This is a genomic window from Bacillus sp. GMa5/1, from assembly GCF_050172015.1.
Taxonomy (GTDB): Bacteria; Bacillota; Bacilli; order Bacillales; family Bacillaceae_G; genus Bacillus_A; species Bacillus_A cereus.
Map to the genome: position 1 here is coordinate 1 of NZ_JBNLYC010000077.1, position 20,758 is coordinate 20,758.

Sequence of the window (20,758 nt, forward strand, 5' to 3'; positions counted from 1 at the left end):
TTCCTTAAACATTAATCCATGTTTTACACTGTATTCCTTAACAACATTTCGGTACAATACAAATACAACGATTTTAAATGAGGTGATGTTCATGGCAAAGCGCTATGAAAATATGGATAATGTTAGTACAAAAAAATCAATTCGCTCTTTTTTACGCTGGCGTAAAGAACGAAAGCAAAACAAAAAAGATTTTTCTTTCTTAGTAGAACAATCACCCGTTAAACAAAGTGCATTTTTGCAAAGTAATGTTGAAAAAACGACTATCACATGGATTGGGCATTCCACTTTTCTTATCCAAACGAATGGACTTAATATATTAACAGATCCAGTATGGGCTAATAAATTAAAGCTAGTTCCAAGACTTACAGAACCTGGACTCTCTATAGAAGCACTACCTAAAATTGATATTGTCCTTATTTCACATGGTCATTATGATCATTTAGATTTTTCAACTCTTCGTCAGTTGAATGATGATGTTCTATATCTTGTACCTATTGGATTAAAAAAATTATTTACTCGTAAGAAATTTAAACATGTAGAAGAGTATAAATGGTGGGAAAGTACGATAATTAACGAAGTTTCTTTTCACTTCGTACCTGCTCAGCACTGGACGAGAAGATTCTTATTTGATATGAATACGTCTCACTGGGGCGGATGGATTATTGATAATGAAACGACTATGGAAACCATATATTTTTGTGGCGACAGTGGCTATTTCCAAGGTTTCAAAGAAATTGGTGAACGCTTTTTAATTGATATTGCTCTTATGCCCATTGGCGCTTATGAACCAGAATGGTTTATGAAAGTATCTCATGTTTCACCTGAAGAGGCCGTGCAAGCTTATTTAGATTTAAACGCTACACATTTTATACCAATGCATTACGGAGCTTTTGCACTCGCCGATGAAACACCTCGTGAAGCAATAACTAGACTTCGAAATAATTGGAATTTGCGCATGTTACCGTGGGAACAACTGCATGTACTCTTTTTAGGTCAAACTTTTATTTATAGTAACGCAACAAATGATAAGCAAATAAACGAAAAAATTGAAACTTTACATGTGTAACGTAATGACTGATTTTCTATATCCAACATATAATATAGAAAATCCTATAGTGAAACTTTAATTAGTGGGATTTCTTCATCCCCACTGATTATTTGCCTTCACCAATCAAGCTTTTACGGGCAGCCCGCTACCTAACCTCTTTGCTCCAGCTAAATTTGAGGTAGAGAGTTTTACTGTCCGCAAATAGCGGGATAAAGGGTGTTTTCTATGAATGAATATTTACAGACTCGCTATATCATTAGCGGTAGTGCCTGTGTAGCTCTTCTTATTTCTTACTTTCTATTTACATAAAAAAGCTACTTGAAATATATTTTCAAGTAGCTTTTTTATTACTCTGCTAAATACATAAATCCGATTGCGCCCGGACCTGTATGAGTACTAATAATAGGCGTTGTATAGAAAATTTCTGATTGAGCAAATCCACTCACTTTTTCAACCGCCGCTTTCATACTTTCAGCTAAAGGAATTGCTTTCGCATGCGGAATTGCAACAGCCTTTACGACTTTTCCAGCCGTATCTTGCTCAAATAACTTAGCTAATGTTTTTACAATTTGGCCTTGGCTACGAACTTTCGTTACAGGATTATAAACACCTTCTTCAAGACTAGCAATTGGCTTTATATTAAGTAGCGAACCGATAAACGCTTTTCCTTTACCGATACGTCCACCCTTCACTAAGTTTTCTAATGTATCCACTACTACATATAAACGAGTATTCTTTCTTACTTCATCTACACGTTTTAAAATTTCTTCTAGTGAGCGTCCGTCATTTGCCATTTTTGCAGCTTCAATTACTTGATATGCTAAAGCATGTGTAATAAATTGAGAATCAACAACTGTTACTTTTGTATCAGTCATTGATGCAGCGCTATTTGCAGTTGCTACAGTACCGCTCATTCCACTTGTCATATGGATAGAAAGGACTTCGCTTCCATCTTCCCCTAGCTTGTCATACATTTCTACAAATGTACCCATAGCTGGTTGTGATGTTTTTGGTAATTCCTCTGATTTAATCATTTCTTCAATAAATTCGTCAGGTTGTAAATCAACGCGATCTAAATATGTTTGTCCATTTACAGAGATTGATAATGGTAAAACATGAATGTCATACTTTTCGATTACGTCTTGTGATAAATCTGCCGTTGAATCTGTTACAATTTTAATTTTTTGCATACTATACTTCTTCCCTTTCCAATACGCTCTCCTTGTTATTATACTAGTATTCCCATTGCTTTCAACAATTTGGAACGAAATTTCATCAAATTAATTATATTTTCATATCTAAAATGAAAAAGACAGAGTTTACTAACCCTGTCCGTACTTCGTATCATGCATTTTTTTCAAGGGTATTTGTTTTATATACATTTAAATAATCATTCCACTTCAAACAATTTTGTAAATATTCACGGAAAGAATACGAAAATCTTGGGTGTTTTTGTTTTTGAATTTTTGCAATAAATAATTGAAGACGAGACTGAATTAGAAACGATAATGGATGCTGTGCCTGTAGGACAGGGATTTCGAATATTTTAATGCAATCCCCTGTTGAATGAGTGAAATAAAAACTTTTCGTAATCACAATATCAATCCTCTTTTTCATTGGATTTTTGAACTTCCTCTACTTTGCGCTGTAACACGTTGTTTAAAGTGGAGTAAAATCAGACTTATATGATTTCTGTAGTCCTTATGGCTAGAAGATTTATACTCTATTCATCTCCACCTAATTCACCTTCCCGTTCTAAATATCTCTGAGACGGGAATCTCATTATCCATCAATTGTTTAATACATTTAGTATAAGCTTATAAAAGCGCAAAGTTTGTCTAAATTTTGGAGATTCTATAATTTTTTTCTTCTATATATTGTATACGTTTATAGCTATAGTATAACAAATAAATAAAAAAGTGCCTTTATAACGAGGCACTTTTTGACTGCATTTCTTCTCTTTTCTTTTTCCTCTTACTAACAACCTTTGATAACGCAATACTTACTTCATAAATACAAATAAGCGGCACTGCAACTAAACTATGAGATAAAAAGTCTGGCGGTGATATACAAGATGCAATGATAATTAATGCTACGTAAGCATACCTTCTTATTTTTATTAAAAATTCCGCCGTAAGTATTCCAATACTAGTTAAAAACATTACAACGACTGGCAATTCAAAAATCACAGCAAATGGAACTGTTAAATTAAGTACAAAATGAAAATACTTTTCTGTCGTAAACATCGTATTAAACATTTCATTACCTATCGTAGTTAAAAAGTGAAATAGAAACGGCATTACAATGAAATATCCAAAACATAAACCTGCGAGAAATAATATAGACAATACCGGTATATACATTATTGTCATCTTTTGTTCATTTGGATGTAAACCCGGTTTTACAAATAACCAAATTTGTATAGCAGCAAAAGGAATTGTACAAACGATAGCAAATACTGTAGCAATCGAGAAAAAAATCCACAATACATCACTTGGACCGAGAACAGTTAATTTCATTGGTAAATCTTTTACAAGCCAAAAATAAATATCCTTTGTAAAAGTAAATCCAATAATTAAAAATAGTACAAAGGATAACACCGTATATATTACTCTTTTTCGAAGCTCAACAATATGTTCTACTACGCTCATTTCCCGATCTTCCATCTCGTTCACCACACTTTATTTATCCATTACAAGGAAAATACACTACATTTTTTCTTTCTTTTCCTTTTCTTGAAATGCGTCATCTGTCAATTCTTTCGTTGATTTTTTAAACTCTTTTAACGTTTCCCCTAAAGCCTTCCCGATTTCCGGCAATTTTTTAGGTCCAAATAAAATGAGTACTGCTACTAAAATTAAAATTAACCCTGGAAAGCCAATATTTGAAAACATTTCCCCATCCCCTTTATTAGTAGTTTCCTTGTCCTACTATTACATAATTTTATTTTGTCAAAAAAGTTTGAAAACGTCAACAAATCCATTGTCTTTTGTCAAAAAAATTCAAAAATATAATCAATTATACAAATTTCATTTTCTATTGCTCTTGTGTATGATATGGTAAGGGAAATGACATATTATTTTATGATAGTAGAAAGGATTTGCATTATGACTGAAAAAATGACACGAATGACCCAATTTGTAAAAGAAGAAATTGCAAATGCAATTACACATGGTATCGGTGCCATTTTAAGCATCCCTGCCTTAATCATATTGATTATTCATGCTTCTAAGCACGGTACCGCATCAGCTGTAGTTGCATTTACTGTTTATGGTGTAAGCATGTTCTTACTGTACTTGTTTTCAACATTGCTACATAGCATTCATCATCCTAAAGTAGAAAAAATATTTACTATTTTAGATCATTCAGCCATTTACTTATTGATTGCTGGCACGTATACTCCTTTTCTACTTATTACACTTCGTGGCCCATTAGGATGGACGTTGCTTGCTATAATATGGACACTAGCAATCGGAGGTATCGTCTTCAAAATTTTCTTTGTACGTCGCTTTATAAAGGCTTCAACTTTATGTTACATCATTATGGGTTGGCTCATAATCGTTGCCATTAAACCACTTTATGAAAATCTAACTGGACATGGTTTTTCACTACTTTTAGCAGGTGGAATTTTATATTCTGTCGGAGCTATATTCTTCCTTTGGGAAAAGCTACCTTTCAACCATGCCATATGGCACCTGTTCGTTTTAGGTGGTAGTGCGATGATGTTCTTCTGTGTACTCTTTTATGTCTTACCTACAGCATAATAAAAAAGGATTCAGCTTACTATAAACTGAATCCTTTTTTATTACTTATGTAATTGTGATGCGATAACTTCCTGTGTATGCTTCGTTAATTCTTTAATATCCATATTCGCATAGTCTTCAGGTGTAATCGGCTTAGAAATTGTTACTGTTGCATGAGCTGGCTTCATACGATTTCCATTCGCTTCAAACATCTTATATGTACCATCTAACGTTACAGGTAAAATTGCTACACCTGACTTTACTGCCAGATGAAAACTACCAGCCTTAAACTCTCCAACTTCGCCACCCTTACTTCTCGTTCCTTCAGGGAAAATTACGATAGAATGTCCATTTTTTAATAGTTCAATTCCATCTTTAATCGCTTGAAGAGATTGACGACGATCGCTACGATCCATAAATACACAATTCATAAGTTCCATCCAAGTTGGTACAACTGGGAACTTTTTAATCTCTGCTTTTGAAACGAATCCAATTGGTTTATTTAAGTAACCTAGTAAAACAGGGATATCCATATTACTTTGGTGATTACTTACAACTAGTACTGGCTTGTCTTTCGGAACATTTTCAAGTCCTTTCACTTCTACTGCCCCTCCAGCTACACGTACCATTTTCTTACCAAACCAATTTGTCGTTTTATACACAGCATTATCTTTTTCTTTTGGCGCCATCGTATTTACTTGTCTTTTAAGACGCCACATTCTCGGTGTAATCGCAATTACGATTAAAATTAAATAAAAGATTTTAAAAAACGTTTGAATCATACAGAACCCCCACCTATTATCATTCCGACCTTCATTATACTAGACAAACGAAGGAAAAAGAAGAAAAAAAGTCCAAACAGCAAGTGTTTGGACTTTTTAAGCATTCTATATTAGAAACGTTTTGCTAATTCACGAGCATTAGCAATTGCTGCTTCTTTAATTTCTTGTGCTTTTTCAGGGTTTGCATTCATACCTTCAACTGCGATATATTCAGTATCATTTACACCGACAAATCCTAATACAGTCTTTAAGTGATTGCGACCGAAGTCTACAGCTGCGTATGCTCCTTCAGAATATACGCCACCTGTTGCCTGAATGTGAAGTGCTTTTTTACCTTCTAATAAGCCGACTGGACCATTTTCAGTATATTTGAATGTTTTACCTGCGATTGCTACGTTATCTAAGTATGCTTTTACTACTGGTGGATAGCTAAAGTTCCACATTGGAGTTACGAATACATAACGATCTGCATTCATAAATGTTTCTAAGTTTGTGTTCATTGCTGCTACTTTTTGTTGTTGAACTTCAGTTAAAGCTTCAAAGCCTTCACCTGCTGCAAATTTACCCCAAGCAGCAAATACATCTGCATCAATTGCTGGTACTGTAGTGTTGAATAAATCAATTGTTACAACTTCGTCTTGTGGATGTTCGTTTTTATAAGCTTCGATGAAAGCCTCCCCTACTGCCATTCCGAAAGAACCTTCTGCTGAATTTGGATTTGCTGTGATAAATAGTACTTTTGTCATTGTATTCTCTCCCTTTTTTCTCTTTATCTTTAATTCAAGATTTGTTTTTTAAAAGTTAATAACTTACCTTATGTAAGTATAATACAAAAAGTTTTAATCAATGTCAATAAAAAATAGCTACTTTTTTTTCGTAAGTTAATGATTTACTTTGTTTCCTTAAAATTTAGTATATAGATATTAAGAATTCTTTCGTATAAAAAGGCTACCTCTACAACTTATAGAGATAGCCTTCTATTACATATTATTTTTGAAATACATGTTTTACTTTTTCAGCTGGAATATTACTCCCGCCTCTACCTTTTACATCTTCAATCATCATTGTAATGACCATATCTGGTGAATTTAAATCAAATGCAGCGAACCAACCTAGTTCTTTTCCTTCGGCCTCTTTTGATACTTTTAATTCCGCTGTACCTGTTTTTCCAGCAAGAGTCATACCATCAATTTTAGCAATTTTCCCTGTACCATCTGGATCATTAATTACTTTCGTCATTGCAGTTTTTAATATATCCTGATTTCCTTTAGAAATTACATTTTCTTTCCAAGCTTTTGGTTGTTTATCTGTTTTAATAATATACGGTGACGGAATCGTTCCATCATTTACAATCGGCGCATACGTTAAAGCTAAATGAAGAGGAGTCATTAATACTTGTCCTTGTCCATATCCCGTATCTGCCATTTGAATATCATTTTTAATGCCGTCATTTGCAATTTTAGAAGCAGGGAATCCATATTCAATTGGTAGTTTCTCATCGAATCCGAATTTTTTCGCTTCACTCATAAACTTGTCTTTTCCGATTTTTAAAGCTTCTTGTGCGAAGTAAATATTATCCGAGTATTTCATCGCCTTATCAAAATCAATCGGATTTGCATCTTTCACACGCGTTACATAGTAATTACCCCAAGAAGAATCTTTTGTCCATTTTAATCCTTCAATTTTCAACTCTTCTTTTGGATCAATCGTTTTCGTTTCAAGACCAATTGCAGCTGTAATAGGTTTAAATACAGAACCTGGTACCGACAATTGTGTAAAGCGATTTGTCATTGGTTTTTTCGGATCATTATTCCAAGCTTCGCGTTGTGCCTTCGATGTCCCTCGTGCAATTATATTAGGATCATATGCTGGACTACTTACTAGTGCAATTGTTTCTCCACTTTTCGGATTAATTGCTGCACTTGAACCAGCTTCGCCCTTCATTTCATTATACGTTTTTTCTTGAACAACACTATCAATAGTTAAAGTTACATTTTCTCCATCAACAGCATCTGTTTTTGCTAAATTTTTAATTTCTTTTCCTTGCGCATCTTCTACAAAGACACGGCCACCTTTTTTACCGCGTAGCTTTTCCTCTAATACTTGCTCTAAGCCAGCTTTACCAACTGGGTCATCAGCTTGATAGCCTTTCTTTTGTAGCGTTTTTAAATCTTCAGCATTTACCTTTCCAATATAACCAGTCAGATGAGCTGCAGCTTCCCCTAACGGATATGTACGAACATTTACAGGTTTTGTTGAAACACCTGGTAAATCAATGTACGTATTTTGTGTTGCCCCTTCAGGCAAAATTCCAATTGGTACGAGATACCCTGGTTTTACCCATTTAGCAGCTAATTTTTGATCAATTTCTTCTACAGACATATTTAATAACTTCGCTACTGTTTCTTTCGTTTGCGGAGCAGTATCGCCTAACTTTTCAGGAATCAATCCGATTTCAGAAGCTTTCCCATTCGTTGCAAGACCTTTTCCATTACGATCGTATATTTCACCACGTTTTGGCTGTGTTGTCTGCATACGCACTTTACTATCTTTCGTCATGCCAGGGAAAATAAAATCAGGAGTCCAATCTATTTTCCAAGATTCTTTATCTCCATCTTTTTCTTTCACCATTTTTGCTTCATGACCAAATGTGATTTTACCACCAACTGTATCCATGCTTACTTTAAAAGGAACAGGACCTTCATCTTTTTTATCTTCTTTTACTTCCCCTGTTTCTACCTTTAAGTCTTTCACTTCGATACCAGAATAAATTTTTTCATATTTCTCAGTAAACTCTTTCTTTGAAATATCTTTTTTTGCATTTTTTGATAGTTGATCATACATATCTGCAAATTTTTGTTTATTCCACGCTTTTACATATGTATCAAACGCTTCTTGTGGTTTTTCTTCTTTACCACATCCAACTAACATGAATGTTAAGCAAAGAAAAAGAATCCCCCATATCTTTCTCAATCGATTCTCCTCCTCTTTCTATATTAGTACTTTTGAAAATTTTAGCATTTTTACATGCTACCTATCATTATAGCACTATCGAATCTCATCTATAAACTTATATTGGTGAATACAAATAAAAAGATTGATGTGAATTCTCACATCAATCTTTTTTATTATTGTTGCTTCTCATATACATGGTAATAATACGTATACGGGTTTTTTTCATCCGTTAAACCTTTTTCTACAAAAATCTCTTTCCAATTTGTCATATCCATTTCTGGGAAGAATGTATCTCCTTCAAATGCATAATGGATTTTTGTTATATATAACTTGTCTACATAAGGTAAAAAGAGATTGTAAATTTGCGCTCCGCCAAAAATAAAAATCTCTTCTTCATTTTTACATAGTTCAAATACTTCTTCTACAGAATGAACAACTTCACAGCCTTCAACATGATACCCTTCATTACGAGTTACAATAATATTACGTCTTCCAGGCAGTGGTCTACCAATCGCTTCATAGTTCTTTCTTCCCATAATAAGCGGGTGGCCCATCGTTGTTTTCTTCACGTATTGTAATTCACTCGGTAAACGCCAAGGTAAATTATTATCTTTACCAATTACTCTATTTTCGTCCATCGCGACCATAAATGAAACAATCATTTTTTCATCTCCTCTACAATTATACTGCAACCGGTGCTTTAATTGCTGGATGCGGATCGTATCCTTCAATCTTTAAATCTTCCATTTCAAAATCAAACACAGATTTCACATCTGGATTTAATGTAAGTTTCGGGAATGGACGTGGTTCACGTGCCAATTGCTTTTCTACTTGTTCAAAATGATTTGTATAAATGTGTGCATCTCCAATTGTATGAACAAATTCTCCTACTTCAAGACCACATTCATGTGCAATTAAATGTGTTAGTAGTGAATAACTTGCGATGTTAAATGGAATTCCAAGGAATATGTCACCACTTCTTTGATATAGCTGACAAGAAAGTTTTCCGTCCGCTACATAAAATTGGAATAATGTATGACAAGGCGGTAATGCCATACTCGGTACGTCTTCAGGATTCCAAGCAGAAACGATTAAACGACGTGAGTCTGGTGTTTTTTTAATCATTTCAATTACATCTTTTAATTGATCAAGTGTCTCACCAGCTGTCGTTTTCCAAGCACGCCATTGTTTACCGTAAACGTCTCCTAAATAACCATATTTATTTGAGAACTCATCATCTTCTAAAACGTTCTTTTTAAACAATTCCATTTGCTCATCGTACTGTACTTTAAATTCTTCATCTTGTTGTGAGCGAAGACCAAAATCAGTCATGTCAGGACCAGTATACTCATCACTTTCTACCCAGCTCTTAAACGCCCATTCATTCCAAATGTTATTATTATGCTGCAATAAATAGCGAATATTTGTATCACCTTTCATAAACCAAAGTAGTTCACTTGCTACAAGGCGAAATGGTACTCTTTTTGTCGTTAATAAAGGAAATCCTTTGCTCAAATCAAAACGCATTTGATATCCAAATACAGATACAGTTCCTGTCCCTGTACGATCTTCTTTCTTCGTACCATGTTCCATTACATGGCGGCATAAATTTAAGTATTCATTTTCAGCATGTTTCATATGTAGGAAAACCTTCTTTCAATCGTATATGGAATTTATCATAACATGAAAAATGGTAAATTTAATAATCTTAATTAATAAAATTTCTTGCGCTAATTCTTACAAAATTATTAACTTTCCATATTTTAAAAGGTTTTCATTTTCTATTACCGAAAGTATAGTGCGGTAGATCAAAATTTATATTTGGAGGTTAGAAATATGTCTAAAATTGAAATACCTGTTATGACTTCTTTACAAACCACGGTTGAAAAAATGATGAAGGATTTAAATGTTCCTGGTGTTGCTGTCGCTGTTATAAAAGACGGTGAAGTTATTCTTTCAGAAGGTTTCGGCTATCGTAATATAGAAACAAAAGAGGCTGTTACACCGAATACTCGATTCGCAATCGGTTCCTCAACGAAAGCGTTTGGTACACTTTCATTAAGCTTGTTAGCACAGCAAAAAAAGTTTAATTGGGATGCTCCTGTCCCGTCTTATATACCTAATTTTACTTTATCTGAACTACTTGCTAGCTCACAAGTTACAGGACGGGATTTAGCTTCTCATCGAACTGGAGTGAGTCGTCATGAGGCTCTTTGGTACAGTTCTTCCTTATCTCGAAAAGATCTCGTTGAAAAAATAAAACATTTACCACTTGATGCACCGTTCCGGACTGCATTTCTATATAACAACTTAATGTATGCAACAATTAGCTACATTGTTGAAAACATTACAAATCAAACGTGGGAGCAATACACTACAGAACATATTTTAGAACCTTTAAATATGAGACATACAAACTTCTCTGTTAACGATTCACAAACTACAGATGATTACGCTTTACCTTACATTGAAAATGACGGTGAAATAAAAGCAGTTCCATTCCGTAACATCGATACAGTTGGCGCTGCTGGGTGTATTAATTCCACAATTGAAGATATGGCAAATTGGGTACTTCTCCACTTAAATGAAGGAAAATTTGGAGATCATGAATTAATCTCCTCTGAATTATTACAACAAATGTATACACCACACAATTCAATTCCAGACCAACCGGTTTTATCACTCCCTGAATCTCCATTAAATAGTTACGGTCTTGGTTGGTTTATTAGCGCTTATCGTGGTAAAAAAGTGATTCATCATGGCGGTAATATCGATGGATTTTCAGCGCTTGTTTCATTCATACCAACAGAAAACATAGGCCTTGTCATTTTAACGAATGCTGGAGGAACATTACTTCCTACTTATCTCGCTAATCAAATTTATGACGAACTACTTGAATTAGAATCCATTGATTGGCATAAACGTGCTGTAGAAGATACTAAAAAAATGAAGGAAATGATGAAAGAAGCAACTGAATCCCTCCCTGAACAAATTAAAGGGACTACACCTTCGCACAAGTTAGAGGATTATACTGGTACTTTTGAACATCCTGCATACGGAACATTACAAGTATACAAACGAGATGATTCGTTATATGTACAATTTATGGAAATGGATATTCAATTAGGGCATCATCATTACGACATCTTCTCCACAAAAGTTGACTTATTCCAAATGAAAATGAGCTTATTATTCGCTTATGAAATGAATGTAAGTGGTGAATTCCCATCCCTTCAGTTACATGTACCAGCTACATTAAGTACTCAGCCGCTTACATTTAAGAAAATTAAATAAGTATTTTGATGGTAAAAAATAAAGGTAGGTGCGAATCACACCTACCTTTTCTATGTCATATCAATCTTATCTGGTTGAAACCAAATTGGCTTCGATAACTCAAAGTTATTATGATCCTCTAAAACTATAGTAAGACGCTCTAACATATCATCTAACATATGCGGCGCTGCTAGTAATGTCCAGACAACTGAGGAGAAAACTGTCATGCCAACGTACACCGCATATAAATTCCAGAACTCCTCTGGTATTCTCCCATTAAAATATCCTTCTATTTGTCCGATTGAATACGGAATACTAATATCCCTTGCAAACAGTGCAATTTTTACGAAATCATGAATTGGGTCGCCCCAGTCGTAGCCATTAAAATCAACAACACCTACATATCTCGCATCACGTACAATTATATTTTCTAAGTGAAAATCATCGTGTTGAAATCGATTCGGGCGGTTCTTTAAATATATTTCATTTTCTTCTATAAACTTTATGATTTTATCATCATTTTTTATGTTTATTCCGCATGTTTTATATGCCTCTACATATTTACTATGTTTTTTCATAGCTCTTTCATACCATGGAAGTATATTATTAGGAGCTTCATATGTATGCATTTTTGCTAAATCTTTTCCTGCCTCTATACCAATATCATATTGTTCTTTTGGTGAATACGTAGGCAATAGCTTCTTCGCATCTTCCCCTTCTAAATATGAAAAAATACTATAGCATACACCTTCTTCTTCCAATATACCTATTTCAATTGGCCTTTGTGCCTGTACGTTACGTTTTACCATTTCATTTAAAATTTGAAACTCTATTTTCTTTCATACTCTTTTATATCGCCTGTCCGAAATAAATATTTTTCATTATTTGCATTCGTAATTATATATTTCTTATCTGGAGAGAAACCTTTAGAAATTTCTTCAATATTCGCTGCATCTTTTACTATTTGTATATTGCTTTGCCGTGCTGTAATTATCTTCATATCTATTCCCCTTACATTTCTGCATTTGGTGTATAGGCAACTTCTACAATAAATCCATTCGGATCGTAAAAATCAATCGTATAGTAACCTTCCGAATAATGATTCATTTCAATTGGACCACGTATTACCTTCACTTTCGTACTAGAAAGAAAATCTGCTACTTCATCAACTACTTCTCTATGAATAGCTTGATAACAAATATGTCTAGGCCCTAACGTCCTTACAATTTCCTCATCTACTTCTTTAAAGTATATTTCACTTTCTCCTGTGCTATATGCTACTTCATTTAACTTTCTCCACCCAATTATGGAAAACAACTTATTATAAAAAGAAATGGACTCCTCTAAATTTGCTACCCAAAATTCAATATGATGAATGCCTGATCGCAGTGTATTCATATTAAGAATACGCTCCTTGTACTACTTGCACAATTTCCATCGGCTTATGAACCATGTAATCTGGTGCATCTTTTTTCACTGTTTCAATAACATCATATCCCCAAGATACCCAAATTACGTTCACTCCAGCCTTTTTACACGCTGCTACGTCTCGCTGTTCATCACCGACATATAACATATCTTTCTCTGTTATCTTTTTCGATTTTAAAAATCTTTTTATCATCTTGTCTTTACCGAACAAATTTTTAGAACAATACACTTCTTGTATATTTTCTATATCATTCTTTTGTAAAAACGCCCGAATATGCTCTTCTGAGTTCGATGATATGACTGCAATTCCGTAGCCTTTTTTATGTAGTTCATCTAATACTTCCTTCATCCCATGGAACAAAATAAGATCTTTTATAGCAGGTTGATACAATTTATAAAACTCCAGCGCTAATATCGGTAGTTTATACAGTGGTACATCGAGTTGTTTACATCTCTCCGCCATCGTTAACTTGCGTAAATACTCAATTTCTTCTTCTCTTACCGTTTTATATCCGTGCTTTTCAGCAATTTGATTATAAATTGGTACAAATATATTTTGTGAATCTACTAATGTGCCATCAAAGTCAAAAACAATATATTTTTGCATTCCCATACTCCCTTTGCTTCTTTTTTCTAAACCTATGTTATTCAACAACATGGTTGTCTGTCCCTTCTATAAAAATAAAAAAGAACAAGATTTTCTCTTGTTCTTTTTAAGAAAGCCATTTCGGCGGTACATTCGTATTCCAATAAATATTTCCTAACTCATGATGTCCTGAGTATCCATCATCAAAACGATGATAATGGAAATTAAAATAATAACCATCTTGCGGTGGATGATCTCTTCTTACATGGAAACGCAATAAATCATTTCCTGATTTCGTATCGTAGACATGAAAAATCTTTTCATTATTCCCACCAGCTGGTTTTTGAGAAATCGCTAATGATTGTAGTGAATCTTCTGGTACATCACTAGCAAGCTCAGCAATTGCCTCTTCAATCTTTGGTAATATTACATCTTTAAATTCATCTTCAATTACTGGACCAATTTTAGTACCAAACTTTTGCATCGACTGCTTCTCTGCTTCTTGCATCGCATAAGTAATAAAAGTATCGGTGGTTAACCTGTCATTCGTTTCTTCATATGTATAGGACGTACTCTCCAAACTTTGTTGCCCAGCTGTGCTCGTAGGCTTGTCCGCAGCTTTGGCATTATCAAGCAATATGGAAGGAGGCGTCACTAAACCAAATGTAAATACGGTAATTAATGCGACTAAGGTTTTTCTAAACCAATTTGGCATTTATGTTCCCTCCCCTTTCACTCATTATTTTTTATATAACGGTGGTTTCTTCTATTATACAAAATGATTGTAATTTTTGCACTTTACAATTTTGTTAACGTTCACATATTTTTCACTTGAATATGAAATTGTAAGATTTCATACAATATTAATACCACGATATTGAGGAGGCACTTGAATGACTTTAGATGTCATGTATTCCGCCGCAAGCATACTCGTTTTAGTATATTTTATTTATCAATGTGTTACAGACTAGAAAAAGAGCCGTCAATGGCTCTTTTTTAATGGTAGAAATACAATCCATACAATTAATAAAATAAAAACAACGCTGCCTACCACAGCTGGCAATAAATAAAACTGTGAAAGTATAACTATTCCATATAAAAGTATTGCTGGTAGTAGTAAATAACGATCTGCCTTCCATCTTAACAATAGTAATTTCCCTTCATCACAATATAAACGAAGAAACATCTTATTCGTAAATTCATTCCAATAATCACGTGCATAGCGAGAAATTGCAACTACAGCAAATACGAGAACAATAGCTGCAATCCACCTTGGAGTCATAATTATACTTGCAGTACTGATACATACAATTTGAATATAAATTATTCGTGCAGTACTTGTACGGAAAAATTCTTTCAAAAAAGATTCGACAATACGAGAATCAGCTTTTTTCCCTAAAAGTCTTTTAGAGCGCGGAAACATCCACGGTTTTTTATTCGAACTACTCGGTTTAGCCGCATGACCACCAACTTGCATAATTCCGCTCGTCCAGCGCATGCTTTCCTCCTTTTCTTTCTCGATTTCTTTAAAAAAGAACTTTTTATAATTCATTTTCTCTTTTACTAATACACTACTTAAGAAAATTACTAGACCGATAAATAAAATTGAATACAACGGATTTTTATAAATAAAAAATAAACTAATTCCAAAAAAGGACACGCTCATAGAAAATACTACATTTTTTACAATCCATAAAACCCATCGTTTCCCCACATGTACATGAACAAATCTCGTTAACAACGACAACATAAATCGAAATATAGTAAAGAATACCCAAAATAATAGGACTTGTATCTCTGTTACTTCGATACTTTTCATCAACACCGGTAACATAATAACGACTACTATTATATTCGTTATCGCTATTCGAACAAATGTGTACATCATGCCATACTGGACTAATTTTCGCATATGTGTTGCATACGAAATTAAAAATAAACTATCCGCTTGCTCAAAAAATGAACGAACTCCTCTTGGATATGTTACTAGATAAAATGCGAGTAATCCTAATCCGAAATAAATCGTCTCTTCCGTTGATAATTCATTTATCCATAGCGATCGATAATAGATTCCCATAAATATAAGTGCTGGAATAATAATATATAATGCGACTGTCCAATCTGTTACCGAACGTATAGACTTCCATTTCCGCTCAAGTTCATGGCGTAATCTCTTATAAAATTGTTGTTTAATCATGTTGTTCACGCCTTACAATTACATCAAAACAGTCTAATAATGAACTACCCGGCATTTCCGCTAATATTTGAATAGATTCTAAATGTCCACCTGCGACTAATGTACCTTGTGAAATGAGTAAAAATCTTTCACAAATTTTTTCAGCAGTATCTAATACGTGCGTACAAAGTAAAATTCCTGCCCCGCGCTCTTTTTCTTTATATAAATAATTTAAAAACTCTTTCGTAGCTACCGGATCTAAACCGATAAAAGGTTCGTCAATGATATAAAAATCTGGCTCAGTTAAAAACGCCAATATTAGCATCGATTTTTGTTTCATGCCTTTTGAAAATTTTGATAAATACTCATGTTTATGCTTATTCATTCGAAAAGTATGTAATAATTGTTCCGCTCGTTCTTCCCAACTTCCCATTTCACTTCCACGAGCTGCCATTAATAATTCAATATGTTCCCAGAGCGTCAAGTAATCATAGTATGTTGGATGTTCTGGTACGTATGCATACGGATTTTTCTTTTCACCGAATGATATTTCACCGTCCATATTTACAAGTAATCCGAGTATCGTTTTAATCGTCGTACTCTTCCCAGCACCATTTGCTCCAATAAGAGCAACTAGTTCACCTTTTTCGATAGAAAAAGCTATATCATGAATTATTTTTTCGCCTATTTCATATCCAGCTGAGCGGATATTTACTTTTAACATGCATTCCCCTTCTTTCCATTTCTAATACAATCAAGGAAAAGAATAACATATAACTATCTATATATCATTATAAAATATTTATTTTCATAGCAGGAAAAAACATTTTTTAACAGAATATAAAATGTTTGATTACATTTTATTGGAGTTGATAATATGTCTTTTCAAATTCGTGAAGCAACGATAGATGATATAGACGCACTTTGTTCTTTAACGAAAGAATTAAAGGGTTCCTCTATTTCCTATGAAGATATGAACAACCGCCTACAATTCGTACAAATGAGTCCGTTTGATTTTTTATATGTTTACGAGGAAGAAGAAGCTATATTTGGATTACTTGGATTTCGTATACGTGAAAATTTAGAAGATGTAACACGTTATGGAGAGATTTCAATTATAAGCGTTGATTCTAACATACGACGGAAAGGCATTGGACAAGTGTTGATGGATTATGCCGAGCAATTAGCAAAGAAACATAATTGCATTGGCACATGGCTAGTTAGTGGAACAAAAAGAGTAGAAGCTCATCCTTTTTACAAAAAATTAGGATATGAAGTAAATGGCTACAGATTTGTAAAACATTTTTAAACTACTTATAAATTGAAGGGACTATAACTATGACAAACATTAAAGCAATTTTCATTGATCGTGACGGTACAATTGGTGGTGACACTACAATACATTATCCGGGATCTTTTACATTATTTCCGTTTACAAAAGCAGCTTTGCAAAAACTAAAAGCTCAAAATATAAAAATTTTCTCTTTCACAAATCAACCTGGTATCGCAGACGGGATAGCAACTGTTACTGATTTCGCACAAGAATTAAAAGGTTTCGGCTTTGATGATATATACGTATGTCCTCACAAACACGGTGATGGTTGTGAATGTCGTAAACCAAGTACAGGTATGCTGCTACAAGCAGCTGAAAAACACGGGCTTGATTTAACAAAATGCGCTGTAATTGGTGATCGCTGGACCGATATCGTTGCAGGAGCAACAGTGCATGCGATAACGATATTGGTGCGCACAGGCGCTGGATACGATGCTTTACATACGTACCGAGACAAATGGGCACATATTGAACCAAACTACATTGCAGATAACTTTGAAGATGCAACAAACTGGGTTTTAAATCAACTATAATACAAATGAAAATTTTGATTCACCCGAAATAATTTAAAACATAGTTAAAATAGCCTTTTTGGCAAATAATTGTATTCCACAAAACGGATCACCTCAAAAGGTAGCAAGTTCCCTTTTGATACGCAAACATTGCAATTCAAATTATATTTTTTATTAGTAACAGCAATTAACGTAAAGAAGGAATAGCTTAGTGGCTATCCCTTCTTTATTGACTTCTATTATTTACATTTGTTATCTGTTTTTATTGAGTATTCTCATCGTTTTTATACTCCAAAATATCCCCTGGCTGACACTCCAAAGCTTTACATATCGCTTCTAATGTTGAAAAACGAACCGCTTTTGCTTTCCCATTTTTCAAAATAGAAAGATTCGCCATCGTAATTCCAACCTTCTCCGAAAGCTCCGTTACACTCATTTTTCGTTTTGCTAACATGACGTCAATATTAATAATGATTGTCATATCCGCCACCTCAGACCGTCAAATCATTTTCTGATTTTATGTTAATTGCCTCTTGTAGAAGTCGTTGGAGGATAGCAGCAAAAACGGCGATAACGAGCGAAGCAAAAACGATAATGAGTCCCACTAACCCAATAGGAGGGTCCATTTTTTTCGCTATAAAATGAAAAAGTGGCAAACTTAATACATACAAACCACTGATTGTAATTGCACAGCGCTTTATATTCTTTAACGCCTTTACTGATAATTCCGAGAACGCTGTGTTCTCATCAATGTACTGTAAAAGATTGAAAGCCTGATAAAGAGCAACGTAAAAAGGCACAGCTGCTACATACATTACAATTAAAACAAGATATTTTATCGGAGCAATGTTAGGATACAAATTCGCTGTGAAATCCGCCATTTCCGGCACTAAAAATATGCATAAAGCAAGCACTGAAATTCCAGCAAGAAAAATAATTACTTTTAAGAACATTGTTGAACTTCGTTTAAGATTCATTTACAATACCTCACTTATTTAATGGCAACATAATTTTATCACAACATTTATTGTTTAACAATAAATAAATATCGTTTTATTTTCGTCATGTTTTTTAATTTAGGCAAAAATAAAAAAGAATTTCTCATTACAAAGAAATTCTTTTTCTTGAAAATGTCTCTTTCAACTTAATTTTTTAAAACGTTAATTCGTAATGGAAATAACGATTATCTCTCAAATAACCATTTTCAGCGTATAATCGTTGTGCTGATAAATTATCAATCTCCGTTTGCAGCTTTACACCTTTTGCTCCATTTTCTAATGCGTATTCTTTAGCAGCTTCTAATAATTTTTTACCTGTTCCGGCTCCACGCTTCGCCGCTTGTACAAATAAATCATTTAAAATCCATAATTCTTTCATTGAAATAGAAGAAAATGATGGGTATAGTTGCGTGAACCCAATATATTCGCCGTCTTCAACTGCTACGAAAATAACGGACTCTTTTTTCTCAATTCTATTTCGTAAAAATACTTTTGCCCCTTCTAAATCAGAATCTTGCCTATAAAACATGCGATAGTTATTAAAAACTGATGCTAGTCCATCTAAATCTGCAATTGTTGCCTCATATATTCTCATTTTACTCCATTCCCCTTCCAATACTGTCTCATTATATCCGTTGCCCATTTAGGCTGGTGTATTTCTTCTGTCGGCATAAACTCTTTCATTATTGGTTTTATATCCAATATAGGAGTGCCATCAATAGCATCTAATCCCTCAACAATAATTGATTTACCTTCTCTTTTGATCACCTTTACAATTGTTACACCTATGCGATTTGGGCGATTTTTCCCGCGCTGTGCAAAAATACCTACTTCAGGATAATCCTTATTATTTCTAGGATGTCTAGCAAAATACTGAATTTGCTCGTCAGTTACTTTATGAAAATAAAAAACAACTTCAATATGAGAAAAATCTTCAACCCCTTGTATACTCTCTTCTGCATACATTTCAGTTAAAGTTATACGAGATCTTACTTCTCCCCACTCATCATCTTTTATTTCCTTTCTTTCATTATGTACAAATGCGATTGGTTGAACTGAAAACATACGCATTCCCCCTTAAATGTAACCACTTACATTATAAAATATTTTCTGAATGTTTTCCAGATATACGAATAAAGTTTACATAATATAATTATACTCTATCTAGAGCTACCTTGACTGCTTCAATTGCATGTATATGAGTTGTATCAAATATCGGGACAGATACGTTTTCTTGCTTTATTAATAACCCTATTTCTGTACAACCTAATATGATTCCCTGTGCTCCTTTTTGCACTAACTCTTCGATGACTCTTTTATAATATTCTCTAGATTGAGATACTATTTTTCCTAAACATAATTCTGTATATATTACTTTATTTATTTCTTTTCTATTTTTTTCTGATGGTACTATTACTTTTATATCATGCTCTTCAATACGTGACTTATAGAAATCTTGCTCCATTGTATATTTAGTTCCAAGCAGACCAACCTTTTGAATGTCTTTTCTTTTAATTTCTTTTGCAGTTGCATCAGCAATATGTAAGACTGGAATATCAATTTTGGCCTTTATTTTTCCAACTACCTTATGCATTGTATTTGTACAAATGATTATAAAGTCTGCTCCTCCCTTTTGTAATGAATATGCCGCATTCCCTAGAATTTCTCCAGCACCATCCCAATCTCCGCTAGACTGACATCGTTCAATCTCTTCAAAATCCACACTATTAATCAAACATTTTGCTGAATGTAGCCCTCCTAATCTCTCTTTTATTTCTTCATTAATAATTCGATAATATTCAGAAGTTGATTCCCAACTCATACCACCTATAAGACCTATCGTTTTCATATAAACACCTACCTAAACTTTTTTTATAAAACTAATAACAACATTTTATTATGTATATTATACACAATAAAATGT

At 33.8% G+C, this 20,758-nt stretch carries 24 protein-coding genes and 1 pseudogene; 5 read left to right on the forward strand and 20 right to left on the reverse strand.

Annotation, left to right across the window (positions count from 1 at the left end):
* The first annotated feature begins 91 nt into the window (after positions 1-91).
* Positions 92-1,066, forward strand: a complete 975-nt coding sequence (locus ACQGSG_RS17595) for an MBL fold metallo-hydrolase (protein WP_001129628.1) — start codon at positions 92-94, stop codon at positions 1,064-1,066.
* A gap of 329 nt (positions 1,067-1,395) precedes the next feature.
* On the opposite strand, the gene ACQGSG_RS17600 is transcribed toward ACQGSG_RS17595, so the two are convergent.
* The 4 genes from ACQGSG_RS17600 to ACQGSG_RS17615 all read right to left on the reverse strand — a co-directional run bounded on the left by ACQGSG_RS17600 (position 1,396) and on the right by ACQGSG_RS17615 (position 3,942).
* Complete coding sequence (locus ACQGSG_RS17600) at positions 1,396-2,238, reverse strand: DegV family protein (protein ID WP_001169472.1); 843 nt, start codon at positions 2,236-2,238, stop codon at positions 1,396-1,398.
* Positions 2,239-2,392: 154 nt separating this feature from the next.
* Positions 2,393-2,644, reverse strand: a complete 252-nt coding sequence (locus ACQGSG_RS17605; protein WP_000629012.1) for a DUF2535 family protein — start codon at positions 2,642-2,644, stop codon at positions 2,393-2,395.
* A gap of 329 nt (positions 2,645-2,973) precedes the next feature.
* On the reverse strand, positions 2,974-3,714 hold the full coding sequence (gene tatC, locus ACQGSG_RS17610) for a twin-arginine translocase subunit TatC (protein WP_000390120.1): 741 nt from the start codon (positions 3,712-3,714) through the stop codon (positions 2,974-2,976).
* Positions 3,715-3,756: 42 nt separating this feature from the next.
* The gene (locus ACQGSG_RS17615) at positions 3,757-3,942 is read right to left on the reverse strand and encodes a twin-arginine translocase TatA/TatE family subunit (RefSeq protein ID WP_000492443.1); all 186 of its coding nucleotides are present in this window, start codon (positions 3,940-3,942) and stop codon (positions 3,757-3,759) included.
* Positions 3,943-4,155: 213 nt separating this feature from the next.
* On the opposite strand from ACQGSG_RS17615, the gene trhA reads away from it, so the two are divergent.
* Positions 4,156-4,812 carry a PAQR family membrane homeostasis protein TrhA gene (gene trhA, locus ACQGSG_RS17620; RefSeq protein WP_000136889.1) on the forward strand — a complete coding sequence of 219 codons (657 nt, stop codon included), beginning with the start codon at positions 4,156-4,158 and terminating at the stop codon, positions 4,810-4,812.
* Between the two features lie 41 nt (positions 4,813-4,853).
* Here trhA and ACQGSG_RS17625 read toward each other — a convergent pair whose 3' ends face one another.
* From ACQGSG_RS17625 to ACQGSG_RS17645, 5 genes are all read right to left on the reverse strand, one after another.
* Positions 4,854-5,573 carry a lysophospholipid acyltransferase family protein gene (locus ACQGSG_RS17625; RefSeq protein ID WP_000616577.1) on the reverse strand — a complete coding sequence of 240 codons (720 nt, stop codon included), beginning with the start codon at positions 5,571-5,573 and terminating at the stop codon, positions 4,854-4,856.
* Between the two features lie 110 nt (positions 5,574-5,683).
* Positions 5,684-6,319 carry an FMN-dependent NADH-azoreductase gene (locus ACQGSG_RS17630; RefSeq protein WP_000170025.1) on the reverse strand — a complete coding sequence of 212 codons (636 nt, stop codon included), beginning with the start codon at positions 6,317-6,319 and terminating at the stop codon, positions 5,684-5,686.
* Between the two features lie 241 nt (positions 6,320-6,560).
* Complete coding sequence (gene pbpC / locus ACQGSG_RS17635) at positions 6,561-8,546, reverse strand: penicillin-binding protein 3 (protein ID WP_016117734.1); 1,986 nt, start codon at positions 8,544-8,546, stop codon at positions 6,561-6,563.
* A gap of 155 nt (positions 8,547-8,701) precedes the next feature.
* Positions 8,702-9,190 carry a dihydrofolate reductase gene (locus ACQGSG_RS17640; protein WP_087875312.1) on the reverse strand — a complete coding sequence of 163 codons (489 nt, stop codon included), beginning with the start codon at positions 9,188-9,190 and terminating at the stop codon, positions 8,702-8,704.
* Positions 9,191-9,209: 19 nt separating this feature from the next.
* Positions 9,210-10,166, reverse strand: coding sequence for a thymidylate synthase (locus ACQGSG_RS17645; RefSeq protein ID WP_000679608.1), 957 nt, complete (start codon positions 10,164-10,166; stop codon positions 9,210-9,212).
* A 198-nt stretch (positions 10,167-10,364) separates the two neighbouring features.
* On the opposite strand from ACQGSG_RS17645, the gene ACQGSG_RS17650 reads away from it, so the two are divergent.
* Positions 10,365-11,822: a serine hydrolase gene (locus tag ACQGSG_RS17650; protein WP_098290180.1), complete on the forward strand. Its 1,458-nt coding sequence runs from the start codon at positions 10,365-10,367 to the stop codon at positions 11,820-11,822.
* A 50-nt stretch (positions 11,823-11,872) separates the two neighbouring features.
* On the opposite strand, the pseudogene ACQGSG_RS17655 reads toward ACQGSG_RS17650, so the two are convergent.
* From ACQGSG_RS17655 to ACQGSG_RS17680, 6 genes and pseudogenes are all read right to left on the reverse strand, one after another.
* A pseudogene (locus ACQGSG_RS17655) lies at positions 11,873-12,801 on the reverse strand (aminoglycoside phosphotransferase family protein).
* A gap of 11 nt (positions 12,802-12,812) precedes the next feature.
* The gene (locus tag ACQGSG_RS17660; RefSeq protein WP_087875310.1) at positions 12,813-13,199 is read right to left on the reverse strand and encodes a VOC family protein; all 387 of its coding nucleotides are present in this window, start codon (positions 13,197-13,199) and stop codon (positions 12,813-12,815) included.
* Position 13,200: 1 nt separating this feature from the next.
* Complete coding sequence (locus ACQGSG_RS17665) at positions 13,201-13,836, reverse strand: HAD family hydrolase (RefSeq protein ID WP_001987851.1); 636 nt, start codon at positions 13,834-13,836, stop codon at positions 13,201-13,203.
* A gap of 106 nt (positions 13,837-13,942) precedes the next feature.
* Positions 13,943-14,530: a YpjP family protein gene (locus tag ACQGSG_RS17670; protein ID WP_001134421.1), complete on the reverse strand. Its 588-nt coding sequence runs from the start codon at positions 14,528-14,530 to the stop codon at positions 13,943-13,945.
* A gap of 267 nt (positions 14,531-14,797) precedes the next feature.
* Positions 14,798-16,012: an ABC transporter permease gene (locus ACQGSG_RS17675; protein ID WP_325842628.1), complete on the reverse strand. Its 1,215-nt coding sequence runs from the start codon at positions 16,010-16,012 to the stop codon at positions 14,798-14,800.
* Positions 16,005-16,715: an ABC transporter ATP-binding protein gene (locus tag ACQGSG_RS17680; protein WP_325842629.1), complete on the reverse strand. Its 711-nt coding sequence runs from the start codon at positions 16,713-16,715 to the stop codon at positions 16,005-16,007. Before ACQGSG_RS17680 ends, ACQGSG_RS17675 begins: the two co-directional genes overlap by 8 nt.
* A 153-nt stretch (positions 16,716-16,868) precedes the next feature.
* On the opposite strand from ACQGSG_RS17680, the gene ACQGSG_RS17685 reads away from it, so the two are divergent.
* Positions 16,869-17,300, forward strand: coding sequence for a GNAT family N-acetyltransferase (locus tag ACQGSG_RS17685; RefSeq protein WP_000009776.1), 432 nt, complete (start codon positions 16,869-16,871; stop codon positions 17,298-17,300).
* A 29-nt stretch (positions 17,301-17,329) separates the two neighbouring features.
* The gene (locus ACQGSG_RS17690) at positions 17,330-17,857 is read left to right on the forward strand and encodes an HAD-IIIA family hydrolase (protein ID WP_000181778.1); all 528 of its coding nucleotides are present in this window, start codon (positions 17,330-17,332) and stop codon (positions 17,855-17,857) included.
* A gap of 241 nt (positions 17,858-18,098) precedes the next feature.
* On the opposite strand, the gene ACQGSG_RS17695 is transcribed toward ACQGSG_RS17690, so the two are convergent.
* The 5 genes from ACQGSG_RS17695 to ACQGSG_RS17715 form a co-directional block, all read right to left on the reverse strand.
* Positions 18,099-18,317, reverse strand: coding sequence for a helix-turn-helix domain-containing protein (locus tag ACQGSG_RS17695; RefSeq protein ID WP_000152534.1), 219 nt, complete (start codon positions 18,315-18,317; stop codon positions 18,099-18,101).
* Between the two features lie 10 nt (positions 18,318-18,327).
* Complete coding sequence (locus tag ACQGSG_RS17700) at positions 18,328-18,813, reverse strand: DUF2975 domain-containing protein (RefSeq protein ID WP_097998217.1); 486 nt, start codon at positions 18,811-18,813, stop codon at positions 18,328-18,330.
* Positions 18,814-18,988: 175 nt separating this feature from the next.
* Entirely contained in the window at positions 18,989-19,429 is a 441-nt protein-coding gene (locus ACQGSG_RS17705) for a GNAT family N-acetyltransferase (RefSeq protein WP_001223866.1), read from the reverse strand.
* The gene (locus tag ACQGSG_RS17710; protein ID WP_000493255.1) at positions 19,426-19,899 is read right to left on the reverse strand and encodes an SAM-dependent methyltransferase; all 474 of its coding nucleotides are present in this window, start codon (positions 19,897-19,899) and stop codon (positions 19,426-19,428) included. The genes ACQGSG_RS17705 and ACQGSG_RS17710 overlap by 4 nt, the downstream gene beginning before the upstream one ends.
* Positions 19,900-19,987: 88 nt before the next feature.
* The gene (locus ACQGSG_RS17715) at positions 19,988-20,683 is read right to left on the reverse strand and encodes an aspartate/glutamate racemase family protein (RefSeq protein WP_000848569.1); all 696 of its coding nucleotides are present in this window, start codon (positions 20,681-20,683) and stop codon (positions 19,988-19,990) included.
* Between the last annotated feature and the right edge of the window lie 75 nt (positions 20,684-20,758).

What these genes read in the sequence shown, in the direction of transcription:
- ACQGSG_RS17595 (WP_001129628.1), top strand. Translation starts at nt 92, where the DNA reads ATGGCAAAGCGCTATGAAAATATGGATAATGTTAGTACAAAAAAATCA.
- ACQGSG_RS17600 (WP_001169472.1), bottom strand. Translation starts at nt 2,238, where the DNA reads ATGCAAAAAATTAAAATTGTAACAGATTCAACGGCAGATTTATCACAA.
- tatC (WP_000390120.1), bottom strand. Translation starts at nt 3,714, where the DNA reads ATGGAAGATCGGGAAATGAGCGTAGTAGAACATATTGTTGAGCTTCGA.
- ACQGSG_RS17615 (WP_000492443.1), bottom strand. Translation starts at nt 3,942, where the DNA reads ATGTTTTCAAATATTGGCTTTCCAGGGTTAATTTTAATTTTAGTAGCA.
- trhA (WP_000136889.1), top strand. Translation starts at nt 4,156, where the DNA reads ATGACTGAAAAAATGACACGAATGACCCAATTTGTAAAAGAAGAAATT.
- ACQGSG_RS17625 (WP_000616577.1), bottom strand. Translation starts at nt 5,573, where the DNA reads ATGATTCAAACGTTTTTTAAAATCTTTTATTTAATTTTAATCGTAATT.
- ACQGSG_RS17630 (WP_000170025.1), bottom strand. Translation starts at nt 6,319, where the DNA reads ATGACAAAAGTACTATTTATCACAGCAAATCCAAATTCAGCAGAAGGT.
- ACQGSG_RS17640 (WP_087875312.1), bottom strand. Translation starts at nt 9,190, where the DNA reads ATGATTGTTTCATTTATGGTCGCGATGGACGAAAATAGAGTAATTGGT.
- ACQGSG_RS17645 (WP_000679608.1), bottom strand. Translation starts at nt 10,166, where the DNA reads ATGAAACATGCTGAAAATGAATACTTAAATTTATGCCGCCATGTAATG.
- ACQGSG_RS17650 (WP_098290180.1), top strand. Translation starts at nt 10,365, where the DNA reads ATGTCTAAAATTGAAATACCTGTTATGACTTCTTTACAAACCACGGTT.
- ACQGSG_RS17660 (WP_087875310.1), bottom strand. Translation starts at nt 13,199, where the DNA reads ATGAATACACTGCGATCAGGCATTCATCATATTGAATTTTGGGTAGCA.
- ACQGSG_RS17665 (WP_001987851.1), bottom strand. Translation starts at nt 13,836, where the DNA reads ATGCAAAAATATATTGTTTTTGACTTTGATGGCACATTAGTAGATTCA.
- ACQGSG_RS17670 (WP_001134421.1), bottom strand. Translation starts at nt 14,530, where the DNA reads ATGCCAAATTGGTTTAGAAAAACCTTAGTCGCATTAATTACCGTATTT.
- ACQGSG_RS17675 (WP_325842628.1), bottom strand. Translation starts at nt 16,012, where the DNA reads ATGATTAAACAACAATTTTATAAGAGATTACGCCATGAACTTGAGCGG.
- ACQGSG_RS17680 (WP_325842629.1), bottom strand. Translation starts at nt 16,715, where the DNA reads ATGTTAAAAGTAAATATCCGCTCAGCTGGATATGAAATAGGCGAAAAA.
- ACQGSG_RS17685 (WP_000009776.1), top strand. Translation starts at nt 16,869, where the DNA reads ATGTCTTTTCAAATTCGTGAAGCAACGATAGATGATATAGACGCACTT.
- ACQGSG_RS17690 (WP_000181778.1), top strand. Translation starts at nt 17,330, where the DNA reads ATGACAAACATTAAAGCAATTTTCATTGATCGTGACGGTACAATTGGT.
- ACQGSG_RS17695 (WP_000152534.1), bottom strand. Translation starts at nt 18,317, where the DNA reads ATGACAATCATTATTAATATTGACGTCATGTTAGCAAAACGAAAAATG.
- ACQGSG_RS17700 (WP_097998217.1), bottom strand. Translation starts at nt 18,813, where the DNA reads ATGAATCTTAAACGAAGTTCAACAATGTTCTTAAAAGTAATTATTTTT.
- ACQGSG_RS17705 (WP_001223866.1), bottom strand. Translation starts at nt 19,429, where the DNA reads ATGAGAATATATGAGGCAACAATTGCAGATTTAGATGGACTAGCATCA.
- ACQGSG_RS17710 (WP_000493255.1), bottom strand. Translation starts at nt 19,899, where the DNA reads ATGTTTTCAGTTCAACCAATCGCATTTGTACATAATGAAAGAAAGGAA.
- ACQGSG_RS17715 (WP_000848569.1), bottom strand. Translation starts at nt 20,683, where the DNA reads ATGAAAACGATAGGTCTTATAGGTGGTATGAGTTGGGAATCAACTTCT.